The organism is Campylobacter concisus, from assembly GCF_001891085.1.
Lineage (GTDB): Bacteria > Campylobacterota > Campylobacteria > Campylobacterales > Campylobacteraceae > Campylobacter_A > Campylobacter_A concisus_O.
Genome location: NZ_JXUP01000011.1, coordinates 16,303 through 37,370 on the forward strand (window position 1 = coordinate 16,303; position 21,068 = coordinate 37,370).

Consider the following 21,068-nt stretch of genomic DNA (forward strand, 5'->3'; position numbering starts at 1 on the left):
ATTATAAAGCCATCACCCTTTTAATACCATAAAAATAAATTTGTTTTAAATTCTTGCTTCTAGCTTTTATTTTAGGTCGCCTTTAAAATACCCTAAGGAACATCCAGCTACTGCCATTAAGCTTCAGTAAGCTTAACAGTAAAGATGAAGAGCTTCATAGTAGAGCCTTTGTAAAGAATTTTCTTAAAGGCTTTCAAGAAAGCTTTGAGAAAGACTATACCGCACAGCCTTACGTACAAAAAATGAAAAAGGATATAATAACGAAGAAATAAAAGGTTATACGAGTTTGCAAACCGGATCTAGCTATATAAATTTCAAAAACATAACCGATATGAAAGATCTAGTAAAAACCATAACTCATGAAAACCAAAGATCGATGGATATACAAGATCATAGGGATATAAATAAGAATAGAGACGATGATACCAAATACGCGTCAAATTTCTCAAATTTTGCGAGAAGTAAAGCATTCAATTGGGGCAATATCAAAACAATGGAGAGATTTTTTAAATACAAAATCAATAAATAGGGAAGATAAATTATTAAATAATATGATAGAAAATGGTGGAAATATTTTTAGACATACAATTTTTCAAGGAGTAAATTATGAACTTCGCAATTACGATAAAAGACAATACTATCGGCGGTAGTGGTAATGAATGATTTTTTTAATGCTTTCTAGCAATAATTTCAATATAAAATCATAGATTTAATCGTATATTTAGCCAATCATCACCCATTAGTTGCTTGGATTATCTTATATTTTTTGGGTTTGCTTGTACTATATTTTTGTTTTAAGTTTATTCGCCATTGTTATATAATCTATAATAAATCTAAAAATATAAAAATTTTAAAAATAGGTATATCATTTTTTATTCCTATTGTTATTGTTTTTTACTTTCTCGTTAAATTCACAATTTACAAATCAAATGGATATTTAGTTTATTTTTGTATCTTTTCGTAGATTTCTACTATTGGCGTGATTTTTGGGCTTTAGGACCAAAAAAATTTATACCAGATAAATCAAGAATAGAAACCCTAAAAAACATAAGAAGCAAAAAGTTAAATTTGAAAAAAATAAGAATTCGTTAAATTTTACAAATGTAAAATTAAAAAAATAAACAAAGCAACAGTGATAAATAGAAATTTTAAAATATCTTTAAAATAGGAATGACTGAAAGAATAAACGAAAAACTATTAGCCAATACTCCAAAAGGAGGAAAGTTGGGTAGCGACGGTATATTAAGACATAACGGCAAAGAGTATGTAGCTCATAGTATGGATATAACGGGAAATAAAGTGATATATCAACAATTAGGTAAAAATAATAAACCGGTAGAGGTTTATAAAATTACTAACGATAAAGGTTATTTAGTGACAGCTTCTAAACCAAAGCTCTCTGCTTCGCAAAGCAGTCCTAGTACTTTAATAAAAGATGCAACAAAAGATATTAAATTTTATGATAGCTCAAAAACCCCGGGTATAGTAGCAGGCGCCACCATAGGCGGAGGTATAGATATTGGATCGCAGTATATAAATAACGGCTATAGTTTTAAAAATATTGACCATACAGAAGTAGTAATAAATGCATTAGGCGGTGCATATGGCGGAGCTGCTAGCGGTTTATTCTCGGCAATAGTCAGAGGCGCTTTTGTTAACTCATCTACCGAGCTATATTCTCAGCTTAAAGACAGATCAAAAGATGTAGATGCAGAGAGAGTGGTCGGAAAAGGTTTTGCTGGTGGATTTTATGGACTGTTCGGCAGTCTTGCGGGAACAGGCGGTAAAAACATAAAAGTAGGCAATGGAGATTTACAGACTGCGGCTGAAAGTATAGTATCAGTTGTGACAGGAACAGGTCAGGTAGTGGCCGATAACATAAAAAGTAAAAACGATAAAGACAAAAAAGATAACAAAAAATGAAAAAATTTCTAATTATATTTTTTGGTAGCATATTATGTATTGGCTTTATAGTAATCCTAAAACTTCTTTTCGGAGAATATTATGTTGATGCTGTAGTCTCATTAATCATACTTACAAATGTATATTTTATGATAAAAAACGGCATAAAAAAGAGTGACTTTTCGAAAAAGAATTTGAAAGAAATGGACGTCACGATAGGCGGCGTTTCTTTGATACAGGCTATATTTGTATTTATAATGTGGATTGGTTACAACGCCACAAGAGGGTAAACATAAAAGTGGGCGAGTAGAATAAGACTACGGCTGAAGCTGGGGCAAGTATATTTACCGGAATAGTACAGGCAGTAGCCGATAGTATGAATAGTAAAGATAATAAAGACGATAGAAAAGAATGAGAACTGATATAAAAGTTTTGTTTAAGAACATTAATTTTAAAATGAGCATCATCTAAATTTTTAGATATAATTACGCAAAAATAATATTATTAAAATCAGGTAAAGGAACTCATGAAAAAAATATTTAGATTTCTATCTTTTTTAGTATTTATGCTATTTCTTACAGGGTGTGCAAAAGATCTTATTATAAGCAATATGCCAAATTCAAATTTGAACTATCATGGCGATAATGTTCCTATAACTATCATAGCTTATAAATTAAGAGATGTGGCTAAATTTAAAGAAGCTAGCATTATCGATCTAGCCGAGAGAAATGGTGAAATACTAGGCTATGATAAGATTGACTCTATAAAAACACAAATTCAGCCAAATACAAATAGATATGCTTTTACAAATGTATATCCTGACGAGGTTCCGTATGTTGGCATTTTGGTACTTTATGCTGATCAGAGCAAGACAAATATCAAGGCTTATAAGGCTACAAAAGAGATAAAAGAAAAAAATATAGTTTTTGAAATAACAAAAAATGGCGTAAATGTTTTAGACGCTAGTAGCTCTAAAATACAAGTAAGCAAATAAAATGTCTGAAAAGCTAAAAGTCGTTTGGTATAACGGAATGAACGTTGATAAGGTTCATTTCGAGCAACAAGAAAGATATTTTGAGAGAAATTTAAACCTAAAAACCATCTCTTCTTTTTCAAATTTATACGGTGTTTTAGATTTAGAAATTTCAAGCGATCTTTTGCTTCAAGGCAAAATAGGGCTAACTAAAATTTCTTGTATCTCTCAAGATGGTACGATTTTTAACGCGCCAGATCAAGATGAATTACCAGAGCCACTTGAGATAAGTCCAAGTGAGCTAAACTCAGCCATTATAGTGTTAAAACTACCTATTAGCTCAGGTTTGGTCGATATTAGCTTGCAAAATAATTTACCAAATCTAAAATTTACAGCCAAGCAAGCACTTATTAGCTCAAGAGTGCATGATGAAGCTAGCAACGATATACTAAGTGAGTTAGACGATAAAGATGATTTTGAACTATCTTCTGCCTTTACACAAGATAAAGAAAATCTAACCCTAGCAAGCCAAAGATCATCTCTTGGAGTATTAGGCTCAAAGATGCCTTACGAGCTTAGCATACCAATTTGTAAAATAAAAAATATAGACCTAAATAAGCAAATAACACTTGACGAAAAATTTATTCCAACTTGTATTAACATCAATAAAAACACCTTCATAACAAATTTTATAGAGGAGCTTAGCTTTGCTACAAAGCAACATCAAGAGAGTTATTTTGGGTTGCTAGGAGGTGTTGATCAAGCTAAAAATAGACTTGATTTTTCAACATATTTAACACTAAATATGCTAAAAAAATGGTATTTAATATTCTCTTATTTACTAAAGAAAGATAAATTTCACCCAGAGTATTTGTATGAAAAATTAGTTGATTTTCAGGCTGATCTGTTGGCACTTAGTCACGATAATAGTTTTAGCGAATTTATAGCCTACGATCACAATAATCTAACTCAAACTTTTGTGCCTTTGATAAATAATCTAAGACTTTTGTTCTCACATATCTTATCTCCAAAATATATAATGGCGCAAATTGTTAAAAACAATCACGGCTTTTATGACTGTATTTTTGATAATCCAAGCATTATTGAAAACTCAGAAATTTATTTTGCTATTCACAGCGATACGAAAAATGAGTATCTTCTTAAAAATTTCAAAGAGCAGTGCAAAATCCATACTCAATCAAATATAAAAGGCATAGTTTCTTCACAGCTAAGAGGTATAAACGTAGAGCAAATTTCTGTTGTTCCTAGTACTTTACCGAAGTTAAACGATTATATCTATTATAAGATAGACAAAAAAGATGAAATTTTTAAAAGCTTTGCAAATCAAAATGTGATTAGCGTTTATATAACGGCAAATTTGCCAAATGCTGACATTAAAATGTGGGCTTTATTATAAGGATAAAAATGAACGAAAATCAAAATGAAACCTCAGTTTTAAGTCAAACAAATCTTTTGGGTCTTGGCACAAATCTTGCACTAGATCATGTATTACCATTGCTTCTTTTGGCAAATAGGGTTTCAAAATTACAAAATTTTTCACAAAGTGAAATGGCAAATTTACGTGAAAAATTGATAAACGATATCTTAAGCACTACTTCAAAGATATCAAATCTAGGCATTTACGAGGAAGACGATATTATTAGACTTAGATATTGCCTTTGTGTTTTTATAGATGAGAGCTTGCTAAAAAATGAAATTTTTATGAACAGCTTTTGGGCAAATAATACACTGACAACAAGATTTTTTAATGAAAATCTAGGCGGAAATAAATTCTTTGGCATTATGGATAAGTGGTTTGAAAATGTTGGCAAAAATAAAGATTTCTTAGAATTTATATATGCTTGTTTGGTGCTTGGCTATAAAGGAAAATATGAAACCCAAGAAGATTGCAATGAAAAAATCTCTTATCTTTGTGAAAATATAGCTGCAGCTGTTTCTCCGCTTATAAAGGCTGATGAAAATGTATTTGAAAAGAGTTACTTAAAACAGACAAAGAAAAGCTTTCTTGAGATATTTTCGCTAAAGCGCTTAAAATTTTATTTCATTTTGCTAGCCATTGCTATGATCGCAGCCGCGTTTTTATATAGTACATATTCTATGGATCAAAATAATATCAGAAACGATAGTGTCCTAAATAATAAGATAGAGAATTTTATGGATAACAAGTAAGTGCAAGATAATTTTTGTAATAAATTTAATGAAGATTTTTTAGAGAATGAGCTTTATATTAGTTTAACTGATGAAATGTCAAAGTATAAAACTTTGATGCATGATAGCATAAAGTGGGATTACGTATTTAGCTCATCTTTAAGAGCCTTAAGTGAGTTTAGTCTTGACGCCAAGCTTTTAAATTTCTTAGCGATTTCTGCTATAAATTTAAATGACAAAGAGGCTTTTAAGACACTTATAAAAGCTTTTGCCTTTTTTCTATCTATTTTAAAAAAAGAGCCAAATTTACTTGCAAAAAATGAAAAACAACTACCTACTAAAAAAAAGATAATAGCTCAAACAATAGAGCTTTTTACGCAAGCTAATGATAAAGCTTTGGATCAAGCTGACGCAAAAGCGTTTAATGACCTTGTGCCTGAGCTTTCACAAGAGCTTGGTACATATTTTGATACGCTTTATATAGAAGAAAAAAAAGAAGAAATTTTAAAAGCTAAAGAGCCAAAAGTCATTACTAAAACTGAGCCAACTTACCATCAAAGCGTTTCATTTAGCGGCAATGACATTAGTACATTTAATGATAGAGAATTTAGAGAATATTTTATAAATTTATCACTAATGCTTTTAAGGAGTGATATTAAAAATTTTAATGCTTATACTTTAATTTCTGAAGCAATGTGGGGCAGAATAAAGGCGCTTCCATCAAGTAGCGATCAAATAACACAGATACGTTATCCTGATGAAAATCTGATTATGCTTTTTAAAAAAAGTAACGAACTAAATCTTGACAACTTAGAAAAATTTATAAGAAATTTAGCACTTAATCCATTTTGGATAGAAGGCATTAAGATATTTTGCGAGTTTTTAAATAGTGCTGGACTTGCAAGGCAAAGTGATCTTATTTGTGATATGGTTTTAAATTTTATTGATAAATTTCCAGATATAAAAAAGCTTAAATTTCAAAGCGGAGAAGCTTTTTTTAGTGAAGATATAAATAAATTTTTTATTAAAAGTAATTCTTTGGAATTTACTTCCAGCAGTGATAGTAAAAAAGATATGAGTTTTGAAGATCTAATAAAAGAACTAGACAAAAGCAAGCATGCTTCAAGTGCTCAAAGTGAGCTTAATTTTATGCTTGAATTATCAAAAATTTTTACTGCTCAAGGTATGAATAATAATGCAAAAGCTACCTATGCACAAATAGTTAATTTTATAGAAAATACCGAGCTTAAAGATTATTTATCAGACGTATATATAAAGGCAAAAACATTTGTGTGATAAAATATGTTTTTTTAAATCACCTTTAATTTTATTTAAATATAATTCTTAAATCATTTACGAAAAAAGGATGTTACTATGGCAGATAATCTAATCCCACCAAAAGAACGCATAAATATAGTTTATAAAACTAAGACAAATGACCAAGAGGCTGATGTAGAGCTTCCATTAAAACTTATGGTAGTTGCAAATTTAACTGGTGAAAACCAAACTCCACTTGAAGATCGTGAAGTGATTTCTATCAATAAAATAAATTTTGATCAGGTTATGAAAAGCTTAGATATTCATACAAATTTCTCTGTAAAAAATAAGCTAAATTCTAATAATGAAGATTTAAATATTGATCTTGATTTTGAGAGCATCCATGATTTTAATCCAGACAATATTATAAATCAAATTCCTGAGCTAAAAAAACTCTTACAGCTTAGAAAAGCTTTAGTTGCACTAAAAGGTCCTATGGGCAATATGCCTGATTTTAGAAAAGCGGTTTTAGAAGCTATAAAAGATGAAGATAGTAGAAAACAACTTCTTTTAGAGATTAAAGACGAACAAGATAAGGAATAAAAATGTCTGAAACTAAAGTTAAAACTCCTATCATTGAAAGCATAATGCAAAGGAGTAAATATTCAAAAGATGACGAGAGTTATAGTGTTGTAAAGCAAGGAGTTGCTGAGTTTATTTCAAATATAATAACAACAAATAATGCCGAAGATAAAATAAATAAGCTCGCACTTGATGAGATGATAGCTCACATTGATACCCTTTTATCTGCTCAAATGGATGAAATTTTACATAATAAATCTTTTCAAGAGCTAGAATCAACTTGGCGTGGAATTAGATTTTTGGTCGAGAGAACAAATTTTAATGAAAATGTAAAAATTGATCTTTTAGACGCTACAAAAGAAGAAATTTTAGATGATTTTGAAAATAATCTAGACATAACTCAAAGTACACTTTATAAACAAATTTATTCAGCCGAATATGGACAATTTGGTGGTGAGCCAGTTGGTGCGATAGTGGCTGATTATGAGCTAGATAAATCAAATCAAGATATGACTTTTTTAAATAAAATGTCATCAATTGCTGCAATGAGCCATTCACCACTTCTCACATCTCTTTCTGCTAAATTTTTTGGACTTGACAACTTTGGTGAGCTTGAAAACATAAAAGATCTAAAAAGCATGCTAGAAGGCCCACAATATACAAGATGGAGAACTTTTAGAGAAAATGAAGATGCAAAATACACAGGTTGTATGGTAAATAGATTTCTTACAAGATCTCCTTATGTGCCAGAAGATAACCCTATAAAGAGCTTTAATTATAGAGAAACTGTAAATAATCACGATGATATGCTTTGGGGCAACGGAGCTTATGCTTTCGCAACAAGACTTACAGATAGTTTTGCTGATTACAGATGGTGTGGCAACATCATTGGCCCAAAAGGTGGCGGTGCTGTAAAAGACCTACCGACATATACTTATGAGAATTATGGAAGCATTCAAACAAAAATTCCAACTGAAGTTTTGATTACAGACAGAAGAGAATTCGAACTTTCAGAAAATGGTTTTATCGCTCTTACTTTAAGAAGAGACAGTAATAATGCCGCATTTTTCTCAGCAAACTCTGCACTAAAGCCTAAAATTTTTCCAAATACTCCAGAAGGTAAAGCTGCTGAGACAAATTTCAGGCTTGGAACACAGTTGCCTTATGTATTTTTAATCTCTCGTTTAGCCCACTATCTAAAAGTACTTCAAAGAGAAGAGATAGGTACTTGGAAAGAGCGTAGTGACGTTGAACGCGGCTTAAATGAGTGGTTAAGACAATACATCTCAGATCAGGAGAATCCACCAGCAGATGTTAGAAGTAGAAGACCATTTAGAAGCGCAAAAGTAATCGTCAGTGATATAGCTGGCGAGCCTGGATGGTACAAAATAGAGCTTTTGGCTAGACCTCACTTTAAATTTATGGGAGCAAATTTCGAGCTTTCTTTGGTCGGAAAACTAGACAAAGAGTAAGCTTACTATGTCGCTGATAGATAAAATTTTATATGAATTTAGTGATGAATCAAAGCTACGTCCATATTTTAAAGATCTAGACAGCGACATAAAAGATCACATTGATACAATTTTAAACTCAAGACTTGGTAATTATGGTCGCTTAAATGATAGTATCATCGATCTTTGGTCGATGGGTGTTGAAATAAACGAGCTTGGTCATAAACTTGGTATGGCAATATATGAGCTAATCAGCTCAAATGAGAATAGAATAGAAGTAACATCTATAGGATATGATGACTCACTAAAGCCTTGGCGTATCGTATTTAATATAAACTACAAACACAAAAACGATAATTTCAAAGAATATTTGCTAAAGGTTATCTTTAAAAACAATAGATATTGTGAGATTTTATAATGGACTATAATGAAAATAATCTAGCTTATTTTCAAAAAGAGATGGCGTATCTTGATGAAACAAGAGCTCTTTTTATCAAAAATTTTCCTAAAGTAGCACCCTTTTTAGATACTAAAAGCAAAGATCCTGATGTTGAGAGCATAATAGAAAATATGGCTATTTTAACATCTAGAATCAGGCAAGAATTAGATGAAAATATCCCACTAATCGCTGAGTCTTTAGTAAATATCTTAATGCCAAGCTATACAAATCCTTTTCCATCAGTTTGTATGCAAGAATTTACCTTAAGAGATGACTTCTCTGGGGTGAGAGAATTTATACCAAAAGGAAGTATAGTTGAGTCAAAGCAGATCAATGGCATAACGTGCAAATTCCAAACGATCTTTGACATAAATTTGCTTCCATTAAAGATAACAAAAGCTTTTATGTCAAACAATAAGAGTGATTATCTTCTAAATTTAAATATAAGCGTTATAAAGGACGAGCTTAGCACTAAAGAACTTGATATAGATTTTTTAAATTTATATCTTGGAAATAATGTTTACTTCTCTTCTACGCTCCTAATGTGGCTAAAAAATTACTTGAAATTTATTACAATAAGTTTTGAAGATAGCGATCAAGAGATAAAGTTAAGCCCTGATAAACTTAGTTTAGATGAGTTTGACGAGCGTTTGATAAAGAGTGATGAGTTTGGATTTGAAGCATTTGAGCTTTTAAAAGAGCTATCATTTTTTCCTTCAAAGTTAAATTTTGTGCGATTAAATGGGCTTAGCTTTCTTAAAAATTTTTCCGCAAAAAGCTTTAATATTAAATTTATATTTTCAAAAGATATGCCAAGTGGATATGTGCCAAGGCTAGAGTATTTTTCTCTTTTTGCTACGCCTGCAATAAATTTATTTGCAATGAGTGCCGAGCCTATTTTAAATAACAATAGACGAAGCGAATATAGAATTTTTCTAGATCGCTCAAATATCGATGCTTATGAAATCGTTTCAATAAATAAGGTGGTCGCCCACAGTAGTAATAATGAAAAAAGGATATTAAAAAACTATAAAAGTTTTGAGAGATTTGAATTTTTAAATGATGAGCGAGCAAAAGATTATTATTTTGTCAGTAATAAAACAGATATAAAACTAAACTCTTATAAAGAAATTTCTTTTTTTAAAAGTGACTCTAAAGATCAGACCATTAGCATAGATGCACTTTGCTGCAATGGCGACTTGCCTTGTAAACTAAAACTTGGCGAGATAGATAGAGTGTTATCTCATCAAGGTGTAACAACTAAAAATTTAACTATTCCAACTAGTGTAAAGCGAGTAAAAATAGATGGAAATCTTCTTTGGAAATTAGTTAGTATCTTATCTTTTAGCTATCAAAGTATACTAGAGAAGGGCTCTTTTTTAGCACTTCTTAATACCTTTAGTGCGCCAGATGATGAGTTTTTTAAAAAATTTGCCAACTCGCTTTATGATATAAAAACGAAGCAAATTTATAGAGTTGACCAAGGCTTTGCAAAAAGAGGGTTACTATGCATATTCTATATAGATGAAAGCGAATTTGAGAGTATTGGAAATGTATATACTTTAGGTATAAATTTGGCTAAATTTTTATCAAAATTTGCCTCAATCAATTCATTTTGCGAGCTTAAAATAAAGTGTATAAAGAGTAAAATTTTGCTTAATTATGACTTTTTAGGTGGTACAAAAAAATTAATATGAACAAAGAACTAAATCAAGCTTCTTTTTTTAAGTTAGTAAAAAACTGCCTAAAGCACCACGATAGAAGAGATATTTTTTTAAAAAATAGCCCAAGTTTTGCTTATCCGATTAATGAGCTTGAGAGCTTAAATAAAGAGGATGCAGTAAAAATCGTCGTAAATTTTATGGGTCTTTTGGGAAGTGGCTCGCATCTTACAAGCTATATTTTGGAGAAAATTTCAAAGAGTAGCGATAATAATTTCGAGAAATTTTTTGACTTTTTTGACAATTACTTGCTTTGGCTTTTCTTTGATAGCATTAGTCTAAAAAATTATGCAAGATCCTTTGAAAAAGAGCTTGATGATAAAATTTCAAAGATTTTATTGGATATATTAAACATAAGCAATAAAAAATTAGCAAAAAAATTCTTACCATTTTCTCCGCTTATTATTAGCCAAAGAAGGCCTAAAAGAGAGATTGAGTTTGCCTTGCAGCGTCATTTTAATTTAAAAAATAAACTATTTTTGCTAGAAAATCTACCAAATCAAATTTTCATAGCGCCTTCAAATTTAAATTCACTTGGTATCAAAAATAGGACTTTGGGCAGAAATTTTATACTTGGTAAAAAGCTTTTTGAGAAACAAACTAAGATAGCAGTTTATATAAATGGCATAGATTATGAAGAAGCTATTGATTTTTTCCCAAAAAGAAGAAAATTTAAAGAGCTTCAAGATACTCTTATCTTTTTTACAAACAATGAATTTGTTGCTGATTTATACATAAAAATAAACTATTCTCCAAAGATGAAGCTAAGGCTTGGAATAGATGAAAGTTATAGTAAAATAGGCCTTGGTGCAAGGCTTAAAAGTAATAAAAATATGTCAAATTTTATAAAATTTAGGCTTTGCTCTTAAATTTTTAGATATAAAATCTAAAATATTTGTTATTATTACATTAAAGAAATATATTTATTTGTAAAAGGATGTGCATCAATGGCATTTATCAATTACCTAAGAAGATTTTTTGTCTTTTTTAGATTTAAACACAGCACCATTTTGGTAGCTTCTATTGCATTAAGCATCTTATTTTGGCTTTACGCTCCACTTATAGCTTTTAACGATGTATATAGCTTTGCTAGTATAAGTTCAAGAGTCACTATATTAATTACATTTTGGGCAGTTATTTTATTTTTTGTTTTAATCAAACCATTAATGCACTATTTAGCATCTCAAAAAGATGAAAAAAATAACAAGCTGAAAGAGATAAAAAAAGAGTCTATGGATAGTTTTGGTAAGGCAAAAAGAAATTTTATGCTTTCTTTGAAAGATGCCAAAACAACATGGAAAAAAGATATAAATTTTAAAAAATTACCTTTAATAATGATAATGGGTAATGAAGGTGCTGGAAAGAGTGCGTTTATAAACTACTCAAATATCGAATTTCCACTATCTGATAGTTTGGATACTTATAAAAAAATACACAAAAGTACAACAAACTTTAATCTTTACATTTCAAAATTTGGTGCACTTTTAGATACTGAGGGTATACATTTTGCACAAGAGAGCTTGTATCAGCCAACAGCTACTGAAGAGCTTCCTGAGGATGATGTGGATAAAAATAGGGATTACTTGCTTAAAAAAAGTATCTGGAGTGAATTTTTACACTTTTTAAAACGAAATGATTTTAACGCTAGATTAAGTGGCGCGGTTTTAATCATAGACACTAAAAAATTCCTCGAAGGCACTCAAGAATATTTTGATGAATTAATTAGATATATGATAAAAAGAGTTAATGACTGCGAGAAACATCTAAATATTAAATTCCCTATTTATATTGTTTTTAGCAAACTTGACTTAATAGATGGTATGGGAGATTATTTCAGGCTTTTCAATGAAGATGTGGCAAATAAGGCTCTAGGAATAAACTTAGATCCAAATTTCTCAAAACAATCACTAGAAACTGAACTAAAAGGCCTAAGTGAGTCACTATTTAAACATCTCATGAGTAAGAACTCTATTTCACACCTATTGGAGGATAAAAAACGTTCATATTTATTTTTAAAACAACTTGATAATTTTTTTGCTTTAGTGAAAGATTTTGTAACAAAGCTAAGCTCTCAAAATGCACTTAAAAATAGCTCAACCATAAATGGAATTTATTTCGTCAGTGCTTATCAAGAAAATATACCTATAAACTACCTTACAAACACTATTTGCGATAGATATAACATCAAAAAACCACTTTTAAGAGCAGTAAATAACTATAGTAAACAAAGTTATTTTGTAAAATCATTTTTAAAAGAGATAGTTTTTAAAGCTAACTTAAATAAATTTGGTGCTCAAAATAGATTTATAAAATTTGCAAATTTTGTTTTAGTAGCCATACTTTGTGCTGGAGTATATTTGGGTTCTAGTTTTATTCTAGATACCAAAAATATAAAAGAGCAAAATGCTATAAATAATGCAAATAAAATTTCTTCATACCTTGATGGTAAAAAATACAAGGATCTCTCTCCGACACAAAAGATTGAGCTTCTAAATTTACTAAAACAAAGTCTAAATGACTATCCAAGAATCTTTAGCGGCGATACTAAATTTGAGTATATAACACTAGATACTTCGTATAAAGGCTTTACTCCAGTTAAAGCACTTTACTATGATTTGAATGCTGATTTTTTTAAAAATACAGTTTTAACTGAAATGGAAAATATACTAAAAAATGAAAGCGATCCAGATAAGCTAATAAAAGCATTTTATATGTATGATTCGCTCTTTGACAAAGACTATACAAATGTGGATTTATTTAAAATTTGGATTAGCACAAACTGGGATAAATTTGAAAAATATGGCGTTGCAAAAGATGAATTCTTAGCTCATATTGAGGCTATTTTAAAGGCAGAAAATTTAAATATAACCGCAGATACAGTTGCTCAAAGTATAGCAAATACGAGACTATCACCTGTCCAAAGAGCACAAAGACTCTACTACATACTTGAGTTCATATCATTCAAAGACGATAAATCTTTTTACGATATTAAAAAAGATGTTGAAAATTTATACACAGTAGTCCAAGAAAAAGAAGCATTTAAGCCATTTAATAAAATTTATACAAAAGAAAATTTAAGAGATTTCTTGTCAAAGCTTAGCTCAAACATAGATCAAACAGCTGGAATAGAATCTTGGCTAATGGAGACAAATTCTTCTTTAAAAGATATTAGTTCAAATGATAAGAAAGAGCTAAGCATTGCTGTAATAGAGCTTTATTTGCAAAATTATACTGATAAGTGGAGCCAAATTTTAAGAGAAATAGAACCAAATGAATTTACCACAAAAAAAGAGGTCATAGAAGAGCTTGACATCTTGTCAAAGAGAGAAAATCCTTTAAATTCTTTAATAAAATTAACTAATCAAAATACAAATTTAAATGATGAGAATTTACTAAAATATATCTATTCTCTAGGATTTGCTTCAAGTGAGATAAAGCGTGTTTTCAGTGATTTTAGTGCTAAATTTACTAACTATCATGCGTTAAATTCTAATGACTTGCTAGATATTATAAGCAATGATGTAACAAGCGTTTATAAAAAAGTTAGTGACTATAACTTCGAAATGCTTCAAAGCAACGATGATAAAATAGTTTATGCAATAAATGGTATAAAAAATGAAAACGACCCATTTGTTGTCTTAAATAATGATGCTAAGAAGCTTCCAGATGAGTTAAATGAATATTATCAAAAGTTATCGACACTTGCGTGGAAACAAGTAGAAAATGGCGCTTCAGCACTTTTATCAACAGCATATAGAGATGATGTTTTTGATGATTTTGAAAGTCTTATCAAGCCATTTTATCCATTTAATGAACAATCTCCAAAGGCTGTCAGTATAGAAGAATTTAAAAGATTCTTTGGCAAAAACGGAACTTGGAATAGCTTTTATGATAGATATCTAAAACAAATCTTAAGTAAAACCGCTGATGGTTATAAAGTAAGACCAAAATACGCAAAAGAGCTAAGATTTAGCAGAGATTTCCTTAAAAATATTGCCTATATAGACAGAATTTCAAATTTAATGCTTGATTCAAATGATGAGCTAAAATTAAATTATAATTTAAAAGCTGTCGACTTATCGGCAAATTTTAGCCATATAAATATTAGTTATTCTAATAACTCTTTGACTTATGATCATACAATTGCCTCAAATTTGATAGTTTCAAGCAAAAATTTTGATATATCAACACAGTTTAAATTCAATGCAGTTTCAAGCACTGGAAGCGAGAGAAAAGAGCTAAGCTTTGATGGAGAGTGGGGCTGGTATAAGATATTAAAAGCTTCAAATTTTAGTAGTGTTGGCGTTAGTACGCTTAATTTTGATGGTAGAAGAGATTCGTATTTTGGCTTTGAAGTAACACCAAATGGAGGAGAGCTTTTAGAGCTTATGGATATCATACCAACGATAAATTTACCAAAGAAGATGCTTTATTAAGGATAAAATATGCAACAAATAGCAGCAGTTATACAAAATTACGATAAAGCGTCAAGCTTTTCAGCTCAATTTATCATTTTTGATGAAAATGGCGGTGATATAGGCTCATTAGACACTACAAAATTTTCTTGTAATGATATGAGCGATTCAATCGCACCAAAACACGCTCATGTTGGATTTGAAGAGGGGGTTTTCACAATTTGTGGCTATAAAGATTGTGAAATTTTTTATAGTGATTCATATTCAAAGCTTCCAGATGACTATGAGAGCGTCATAAATTTGGGCGATGTCTTTAGGATAGGGGAGTTAAAATTTATATTTATAGACCCTTCTAGGATTGATGAATATATAGGAAAAGCCCATAAGATAATAGAAAATACGAAAAATTTTGACAAGCTTGATGATAAACGTTTTGAGCCAGTTGGTAAAATTTCAAATGTTGATTTTAAAGAAGAACCAAAGATAAACTCATTAATAAATGAGAAAAAAGATATCACTTTAAATGAAAATGCGCACGATGCAGTTTTAGATTTAAATGAGATAGCTCAAAATTTTAACGAAGAAGAAAATGCAAATAATCAAAATATGCTTACTGCAAAAAGCATGGATGAGCTTTTGACAAAGATAGTTGGGAGTATAAAATTGCAACCAAATATGAGCCCTATAAGTGAGCAGACTAGGACTTTAAATACAAAAGATATGGAAACAATCATGAAAACTCTTCCTCTTAGTGACTCGACAGAACTAATAAATACTGTTTTGGTTAAGCTTATATGCAAAGAGCTATATAGCCAAATGTATGATATAGTCGAGAATAACTCATTTTTTAAATATCTTTCAGGAGCCGTACTAAAAAGCACTAAGGAAGATAAGGAAGCGTTTAATTACCTATTGCATAAAGCTCTTCAAAGCTATATGTTAAAAAAGTAATGTTTTTAATAAAACAGAAAGTAAATAAAAGATAGAATAATCCAAACTTTTTAATAGGAGTAAATATGTCACAACCAGTGTATATTAAAGTAAAAGGTTCTACACAAGGACTTATTTCAAGTGGTGCTTCAACAGAAGCTAGTATAGGTAATCGCTATCAGTCAGGTCACGAAGATGAGATCATGGCTCAAGAGGTTTCTCATATAGTAACAGTTCCAACTGATCCACAAAGTGGCCAACCATCAGGTCAAAGAGTCCATAAGCCATTTAGTTTTACTACATCTTTAAACAAAGCTGTTCCACTTCTTTACAATGCTTTAACACAAGGCGAAAGACTTCCAGAGGTTGAGATCTATTGGTATAGAACATCAACTAGTGGTGGTGCTGAGCATTTCTTTACTACAAAACTAGAAGATGCAACTATAACAGATATTACTCTAGTAAGTCCAAATGCTCAAGACAAGCTAAACAGCGACAAAACAGAGCTTTTCAAAGTTTCAATGAACTATAGAAAGATAGTTTGGGAACACGTAGCTGCAGGCACAAGCGGAAGCGACGACTGGAGAGAAGCTACTAAAAAAGCTTAAAACTAACCTAGGGTTTACCCCTAGGATTAATAAAATCATCTTCTAGCTAGAAGGACACAGATGAGCCCTTTTTATCTTTATCTTTTAAATTAATATGATATGCGAAATGCGATATGAAACACCTAGTTATAATCATATTTCTCATAACATCTTTATATTCACATGAAGCAAACTGCACGGATATGCTTGGGCTCATTTTTAATAAAAATTTAAGTGACGCTGAAACGGCTAACTATATAAAATACTACATAGATGATCTTGGATGTGATACTAATGCTAGTATAAATTTACCAAATTTCACAATGAAAGCTAGTTTATTAGAATTTGCATATAGCACAAATAAGCCTAAAAGTATTGACGAGATTTTAGAGAAAGGTGCAGTACATAATGTATGGTTGGCTGGTTCAATAGGATTAGACTTTCTGCTTTTTTTCGAAGAAAATGGTGTTAAGCTAGAAGGACAGTCCCCAAGTCCTAAGTTGTTTGAATTTATTAAAACTCAAAAATATAAAGAATTTAAAGAAGAGAAATTTAAGCTAATTAAAAAACTCTTAGAACATGGACAAGACCCAAGAGGCTATATTCTTTTGCAGAAAGTACTAACGCTTGTAAATGACGAAGAGGATTTAGATAATTTATTAAAGAATAGAACTCAAAAGGAATTAGTGCAATGAAGCAATTGGCAATAATCATATTTCTCATAACATCTTTATATTCACACGAAGCAAATTGTACGGATATGTTCGCTGCTATATTTGATAAAAATGTAAGTGATGAAAATACCACTAAAATCATAGATTACTATATAGACAAGTTTAATTGCGATACGAATATAACTTTTAAAAGTAATGAACTTAGATATGAGCCAAATTTATTAGAAATCGCCTTTTTAATGAAAAAATTTAAAACTTTTGATGACCTTTTAGATAAAGGCACAAAACCAAATGGTAGATTAGCTTTTTCTATGGGATCAGAATTTTTGTTCTTTTTTCAAGATAATGGAGTTGGATTTGAGAGTAAAATACCTAGCAAGGAGCTACTAGAATTTATAAAAACTCAAAAATATAAAGAATTTAAAGAAGAGAAATTTAAATTAATTAAAAAGCAACTACAATACGGACAAGACCCTAAAGACTACAAATATTTAAAATACATTTTGAAACTCATAAATGATGAAAAAGATTTAGATAATTTACTTAATAGTTGGAAAAAATAATGGATTTCTTTAATATAAATAAAAAGAAACTTGATATAAAAAACGATAATACAAATTTAGAAGACTTTAGCGAGCAAGATAAATATACAAGAGCTAAAGATGCTATTGATGGTACTGGAAAAGCATTTGGTGCTTTAGGTTGTGGAACATGTAATGAGGTTGTTGATTTAGTGAAATCAGGTGTGGATGCTATTAATAATATACATTACAGGGAATTTAAAAGTGCTAAGCAAATGGACCAAATAGAGTGGTTTAAAAACTATCGTAATCTCACCGACACCGATATTGAAATGTTTGAAAAGGCATTACAACAAGAAGAAGAAAACGAAAAAAGATTGAAAGAGCAACAAATGGATAAAAATTTAACATCACCAACATCATCACTGACTAAGCCTGTCATGCTAGCATCCGGTAACTCAGTGGCAACAGATGGCTTTGTGGACTACGGCGTATCTAACGATACCTTCTCAACTCTTCAGATAGCAAACGAGTCAAATGATAAATTTATCGTTACACGTGCAGATATTTATGAAAATTTGGAAAGTATATTTAGCATAGAGTGCTTTGCCTATATAAATTTAGTCAAAAACCCGCTTTATGAAAATTTAGACACAATCTACAATAACGATAAAAGTTACTCAAGCATATATAAATATCTTGATAAAAGTATAAAACTAAGCATAAAAAGGCCGTCTTCAACAAATAAAAACATCATCCCAGATGGTAGCTCAAACGATATGCACTTTAGTGGAATAGTAAGCGATGTAGAGTATCTTGGCGTAGACGATGAGACTAGTACAAATATAGATAAAAAATACTTCTTTAAATTTAAGCTAACTTCACCACTATATAGACTAAGTATAAATAGAGCAAATAGAATTTATACAGACCAGAGCATTTTAGAAGTAGTAAAGGATATTTTAGCTTTTAATAAACAAAGACTAACCAAAGAGCTAGACTTCTCAAATATCAAAAATAACTACAACAAAAGAGAATTTATAGCCCAGTACAATGAGAGCGACCTAGCCTTTATAACAAGGCTTTGCCATGATAGCGGTATATATTTTTATGAAGATAATGAAAAAATTTATTTTCATGATACATTTATACTAGCTTATAGCAATCAAAATGAAAATTTTACTTCAAGTGATACAAGTAGTGGCAAGGAAGCTAGAAAAGTAAGCTTTAATGTAAATTTGAATAATAATCTAGCAACCGAACACATAAATAAAATAACAAAGAGCGAAACGCTAAAAGCAAATAGCTTTACGCACTCTTTTCAAAATACAGCTTATCCAAATGTGCTAGAGAGTAAAAATGAAAAGATATTTGACGAACAGGTAAATATCTATGATAAGCATATAAATTTAGATGAGTATTCATTTAGTGACACTAGTTTGCTTGAAGTTAGCACCTATCTTAAGAAACTAAGAAGCGATATGCTTTTAAAAGAATTTACCGCTAGCTCAAATGTATTTGCACTAAATTTAAATGACAATATCTCGGTAGCCATTGACGCTAGCAAGGGCGAATATGAGTTTAAAATAATAGCTTTAAAGCATACTTATATTGATGAGAGCGTTTTAGAAAATACCTTAAATTTAGGCGATAATGTCCCATTTAAAGATAAAAAATTTATAAGCTCATACACAAACGAAATAAGCATCATTCCAAGTAGTGTGAAATTTGTCCCAAGCTACAAGCAAAAGCCAAAAGCACCAGACATCACGCTAGGTCTTGTAGTCGGTCAAGATGGACTAAACAGCCAAAATAATACGATCCATACTGATAGCTATGGTAGGGTAAAGGTGAGGTTAAATGCTTTTAGTACGCAAGAGATAATCGATAAAGACGACGCTATCAATGCAAGCTATCACAAGAGTGCTTATCTAAGAGTGATAACGCCTATTGCTAGCAATAGCTCAGGATTTTTTGCCATACCAAGGATCGGCGATGAGGTTATCATCTCTTTTTTACAAAATGATATAGACAACCCAGTAGTAAGTGGTAGCCTATATAATGCTTCAAATACGCCACTTGTAAATGTAGATAGTAACTATCACCAAACATCTCTTAGCTCAAAAACAATTGGCGCAAATGAGACCGGCATAAACGAGATCACTTTATCAAATTTAAAAAATAAAGAGCAAATTTATGTAAAAGCAGAAAAGGACTATGACGAGCTTGTAAATAACGACTTTTCTCAAACAATACTAAACGACAAAAGCTCACAAGTGCATGGAAGTTATACTGAACGAGTAAAAAAAGCCCACATTCAGACGATAGATCTAGCAAAAAATGTAAATGTCGGAGGCGAGTATCTAACAACAGTTGGACTTTCAAAAGATACAGTAGTTGGTGTCTCAAATACGCTAAATGTAGCTGTTGATAATAACGCAAGAGTAGGCCAAGATAGTCATGAATTTGTAGGACATGATAAATTTGTAGAAGTAAAATCAAATCTTAATACTACCATACATAATGATGAGATGAGAGAGATAAAAGGCACAAAAGAGCAAAATATAGATGGTGGCTATAAGCTAAATTCACAAAAAGGTATAAATGAATTTAGTAACGAGCATATTGTGCTTCAGGCAAATAGCTACATTGATATAAATGCTAAGTCAAATTTCACAACAAAAACAGCTGCCCAGCACACTGAGATTGCTGATTCAAAATTTAGCAATATAGAGACGACTTATGAGGTAAACGCCAAAGATAAGATAATCCATCAAGTAGGTAGCACAAAAGTAACGATAGAAGGATCAAGCGTCGTGATAGAAGTGGCTGGCGTAAAGGCGATATTTGATAGTAGAGGGCTAAGAGTTATTGGTGGAGATATAAAGGCTTTATAAGATTATGTTTAAAGACTTGCTTTGTATTTTAGTAGGTCTTTAAATTTTTAAATAAAATCAATTTCTACTAAAACTAATGCTAAGAATTTTAAAGCAAAGGCTAAATTTTAGGGCTACGATAAAAGATAGTCACACAAATATTTCACATGGTACAATAGACAAGCCCTTTTAAAATTTATATAATTCATTCAAAATTTAAAATACTATAAACAATAAGGAGAACATGATGGCTAAAGAAGCCGGAGTAGTTAAAAGCGTAAATGGAGGAATAGCAAGAGCACTTAATGACTTAACAGGAGAGGTAAGACAATTAAGTGTAGGAGATATTGTATACCAAGGTGAAAAGATAGTTACAGAGGGTTCTAACTCTAAAGTAACAATAACTCAAACTGATGGTAAAGATATAACTTTAATAGGTAAAGATACTCTAACTCTAGATCAAGACTCTAACAATAACGAAACAGTAGCTGATATCTCAGCTTTACAACAAGCCATCTTAAAAGGAACAGATCTTAATGCTCTAGAAGAAACTGCTGCAGGTGGTCCAGCA

19 protein-coding genes are annotated in these 21,068 nt (G+C 30.7%); all 19 read left to right on the top strand.

The features are described from left to right. Window positions 1-286: 286 nt before the first annotated feature. Window positions 287-529, top strand: a complete 243-nt coding sequence (locus TH67_RS09385) for a hypothetical protein (RefSeq protein ID WP_072595328.1) — start codon at window positions 287-289, stop codon at window positions 527-529. A gap of 695 nt (window positions 530-1,224) precedes the next feature. Continuing rightward, on the top strand, window positions 1,225-1,923 hold the full coding sequence (locus TH67_RS09395; protein ID WP_072595329.1) for a hypothetical protein: 699 nt from the start codon (window positions 1,225-1,227) through the stop codon (window positions 1,921-1,923). Continuing rightward, window positions 1,920-2,192, top strand: a complete 273-nt coding sequence (locus tag TH67_RS09400; RefSeq protein WP_072595330.1) for a hypothetical protein — start codon at window positions 1,920-1,922, stop codon at window positions 2,190-2,192. The genes TH67_RS09395 and TH67_RS09400 overlap by 4 nt, the downstream gene beginning before the upstream one ends. 236 nt (window positions 2,193-2,428) lie before the next feature. Beyond that, window positions 2,429-2,896: a type VI secretion system lipoprotein TssJ gene (tssJ, locus tag TH67_RS09405; protein WP_081370940.1), complete on the top strand. Its 468-nt coding sequence runs from the start codon at window positions 2,429-2,431 to the stop codon at window positions 2,894-2,896. A gap of 1 nt (window position 2,897) precedes the next feature. Further along, window positions 2,898-4,292 (top strand): type VI secretion system baseplate subunit TssK, encoded by a 1,395-nt coding sequence (gene tssK, locus TH67_RS09410; protein WP_072595331.1) that lies wholly within the window; start codon window positions 2,898-2,900, stop codon window positions 4,290-4,292. An 8-nt stretch (window positions 4,293-4,300) separates the two neighbouring features. Further along, window positions 4,301-5,065, top strand: a complete 765-nt coding sequence (gene icmH / locus TH67_RS09415) for a type IVB secretion system protein IcmH/DotU (protein WP_081370941.1) — start codon at window positions 4,301-4,303, stop codon at window positions 5,063-5,065. Beyond that, on the top strand, window positions 5,066-6,340 hold the full coding sequence (locus TH67_RS09420; RefSeq protein WP_072595332.1) for a type VI secretion system domain-containing protein: 1,275 nt from the start codon (window positions 5,066-5,068) through the stop codon (window positions 6,338-6,340). A 78-nt stretch (window positions 6,341-6,418) separates the two neighbouring features. Further along, window positions 6,419-6,904 (top strand): type VI secretion system contractile sheath small subunit, encoded by a 486-nt coding sequence (gene tssB, locus TH67_RS09425; protein WP_054195918.1) that lies wholly within the window; start codon window positions 6,419-6,421, stop codon window positions 6,902-6,904. Between the two features lie 2 nt (window positions 6,905-6,906). Continuing rightward, complete coding sequence (tssC, locus tag TH67_RS09430; RefSeq protein WP_072595333.1) at window positions 6,907-8,355, top strand: type VI secretion system contractile sheath large subunit; 1,449 nt, start codon at window positions 6,907-6,909, stop codon at window positions 8,353-8,355. Window positions 8,356-8,362: 7 nt separating this feature from the next. After that, window positions 8,363-8,752 carry a hypothetical protein gene (locus TH67_RS09435; RefSeq protein ID WP_072595334.1) on the top strand — a complete coding sequence of 130 codons (390 nt, stop codon included), beginning with the start codon at window positions 8,363-8,365 and terminating at the stop codon, window positions 8,750-8,752. Then, entirely contained in the window at window positions 8,752-10,470 is a 1,719-nt protein-coding gene (gene tssF, locus TH67_RS09440) for a type VI secretion system baseplate subunit TssF (RefSeq protein WP_072595335.1), read from the top strand. Before TH67_RS09435 ends, tssF begins: the two co-directional genes overlap by 1 nt. After that, window positions 10,467-11,363 (top strand): type VI secretion system baseplate subunit TssG, encoded by an 897-nt coding sequence (locus TH67_RS09445; protein ID WP_072595336.1) that lies wholly within the window; start codon window positions 10,467-10,469, stop codon window positions 11,361-11,363. Before tssF ends, TH67_RS09445 begins: the two co-directional genes overlap by 4 nt. Window positions 11,364-11,441: 78 nt before the next feature. Beyond that, window positions 11,442-14,930, top strand: coding sequence for a type VI secretion system membrane subunit TssM (gene tssM / locus TH67_RS09450; RefSeq protein ID WP_072595337.1), 3,489 nt, complete (start codon window positions 11,442-11,444; stop codon window positions 14,928-14,930). Window positions 14,931-14,939: 9 nt separating this feature from the next. Continuing rightward, window positions 14,940-15,860, top strand: coding sequence for a hypothetical protein (locus TH67_RS09455; RefSeq protein WP_072595338.1), 921 nt, complete (start codon window positions 14,940-14,942; stop codon window positions 15,858-15,860). A gap of 65 nt (window positions 15,861-15,925) precedes the next feature. Next, window positions 15,926-16,447, top strand: a complete 522-nt coding sequence (locus tag TH67_RS09460; RefSeq protein ID WP_054195925.1) for an Hcp family type VI secretion system effector — start codon at window positions 15,926-15,928, stop codon at window positions 16,445-16,447. A gap of 182 nt (window positions 16,448-16,629) precedes the next feature. Continuing rightward, complete coding sequence (locus TH67_RS09465) at window positions 16,630-17,121, top strand: hypothetical protein (RefSeq protein ID WP_072595339.1); 492 nt, start codon at window positions 16,630-16,632, stop codon at window positions 17,119-17,121. Continuing rightward, complete coding sequence (locus TH67_RS09470; RefSeq protein WP_257638076.1) at window positions 17,118-17,663, top strand: hypothetical protein; 546 nt, start codon at window positions 17,118-17,120, stop codon at window positions 17,661-17,663. The genes TH67_RS09465 and TH67_RS09470 overlap by 4 nt, the downstream gene beginning before the upstream one ends. Continuing rightward, complete coding sequence (locus TH67_RS09475; protein ID WP_180371757.1) at window positions 17,663-20,518, top strand: type VI secretion system Vgr family protein; 2,856 nt, start codon at window positions 17,663-17,665, stop codon at window positions 20,516-20,518. The genes TH67_RS09470 and TH67_RS09475 overlap by 1 nt, the downstream gene beginning before the upstream one ends. 226 nt (window positions 20,519-20,744) lie before the next feature. Then, a partial coding sequence (locus tag TH67_RS09480; RefSeq protein WP_180371758.1) for a retention module-containing protein occupies window positions 20,745-21,068 on the top strand: 324 nt, incomplete at its 3' end.

Bases quoted from the DNA above. Each gene is read 5' to 3' on its own strand.
- TH67_RS09400 (WP_072595330.1), top strand. From the start codon at position 1,920: ATGAAAAAATTTCTAATTATATTTTTTGGTAGCATATTATGTATTGGC.
- tssJ (WP_081370940.1), top strand. From the start codon at position 2,429: ATGAAAAAAATATTTAGATTTCTATCTTTTTTAGTATTTATGCTATTT.
- tssK (WP_072595331.1), top strand. From the start codon at position 2,898: ATGTCTGAAAAGCTAAAAGTCGTTTGGTATAACGGAATGAACGTTGAT.
- icmH (WP_081370941.1), top strand. From the start codon at position 4,301: ATGAACGAAAATCAAAATGAAACCTCAGTTTTAAGTCAAACAAATCTT.
- tssB (WP_054195918.1), top strand. From the start codon at position 6,419: ATGGCAGATAATCTAATCCCACCAAAAGAACGCATAAATATAGTTTAT.
- tssC (WP_072595333.1), top strand. From the start codon at position 6,907: ATGTCTGAAACTAAAGTTAAAACTCCTATCATTGAAAGCATAATGCAA.
- TH67_RS09435 (WP_072595334.1), top strand. From the start codon at position 8,363: ATGTCGCTGATAGATAAAATTTTATATGAATTTAGTGATGAATCAAAG.
- tssF (WP_072595335.1), top strand. From the start codon at position 8,752: ATGGACTATAATGAAAATAATCTAGCTTATTTTCAAAAAGAGATGGCG.
- TH67_RS09445 (WP_072595336.1), top strand. From the start codon at position 10,467: ATGAACAAAGAACTAAATCAAGCTTCTTTTTTTAAGTTAGTAAAAAAC.
- tssM (WP_072595337.1), top strand. From the start codon at position 11,442: ATGGCATTTATCAATTACCTAAGAAGATTTTTTGTCTTTTTTAGATTT.
- TH67_RS09455 (WP_072595338.1), top strand. From the start codon at position 14,940: ATGCAACAAATAGCAGCAGTTATACAAAATTACGATAAAGCGTCAAGC.
- TH67_RS09460 (WP_054195925.1), top strand. From the start codon at position 15,926: ATGTCACAACCAGTGTATATTAAAGTAAAAGGTTCTACACAAGGACTT.
- TH67_RS09465 (WP_072595339.1), top strand. From the start codon at position 16,630: ATGCTTGGGCTCATTTTTAATAAAAATTTAAGTGACGCTGAAACGGCT.
- TH67_RS09470 (WP_257638076.1), top strand. From the start codon at position 17,118: ATGAAGCAATTGGCAATAATCATATTTCTCATAACATCTTTATATTCA.
- TH67_RS09475 (WP_180371757.1), top strand. From the start codon at position 17,663: ATGGATTTCTTTAATATAAATAAAAAGAAACTTGATATAAAAAACGAT.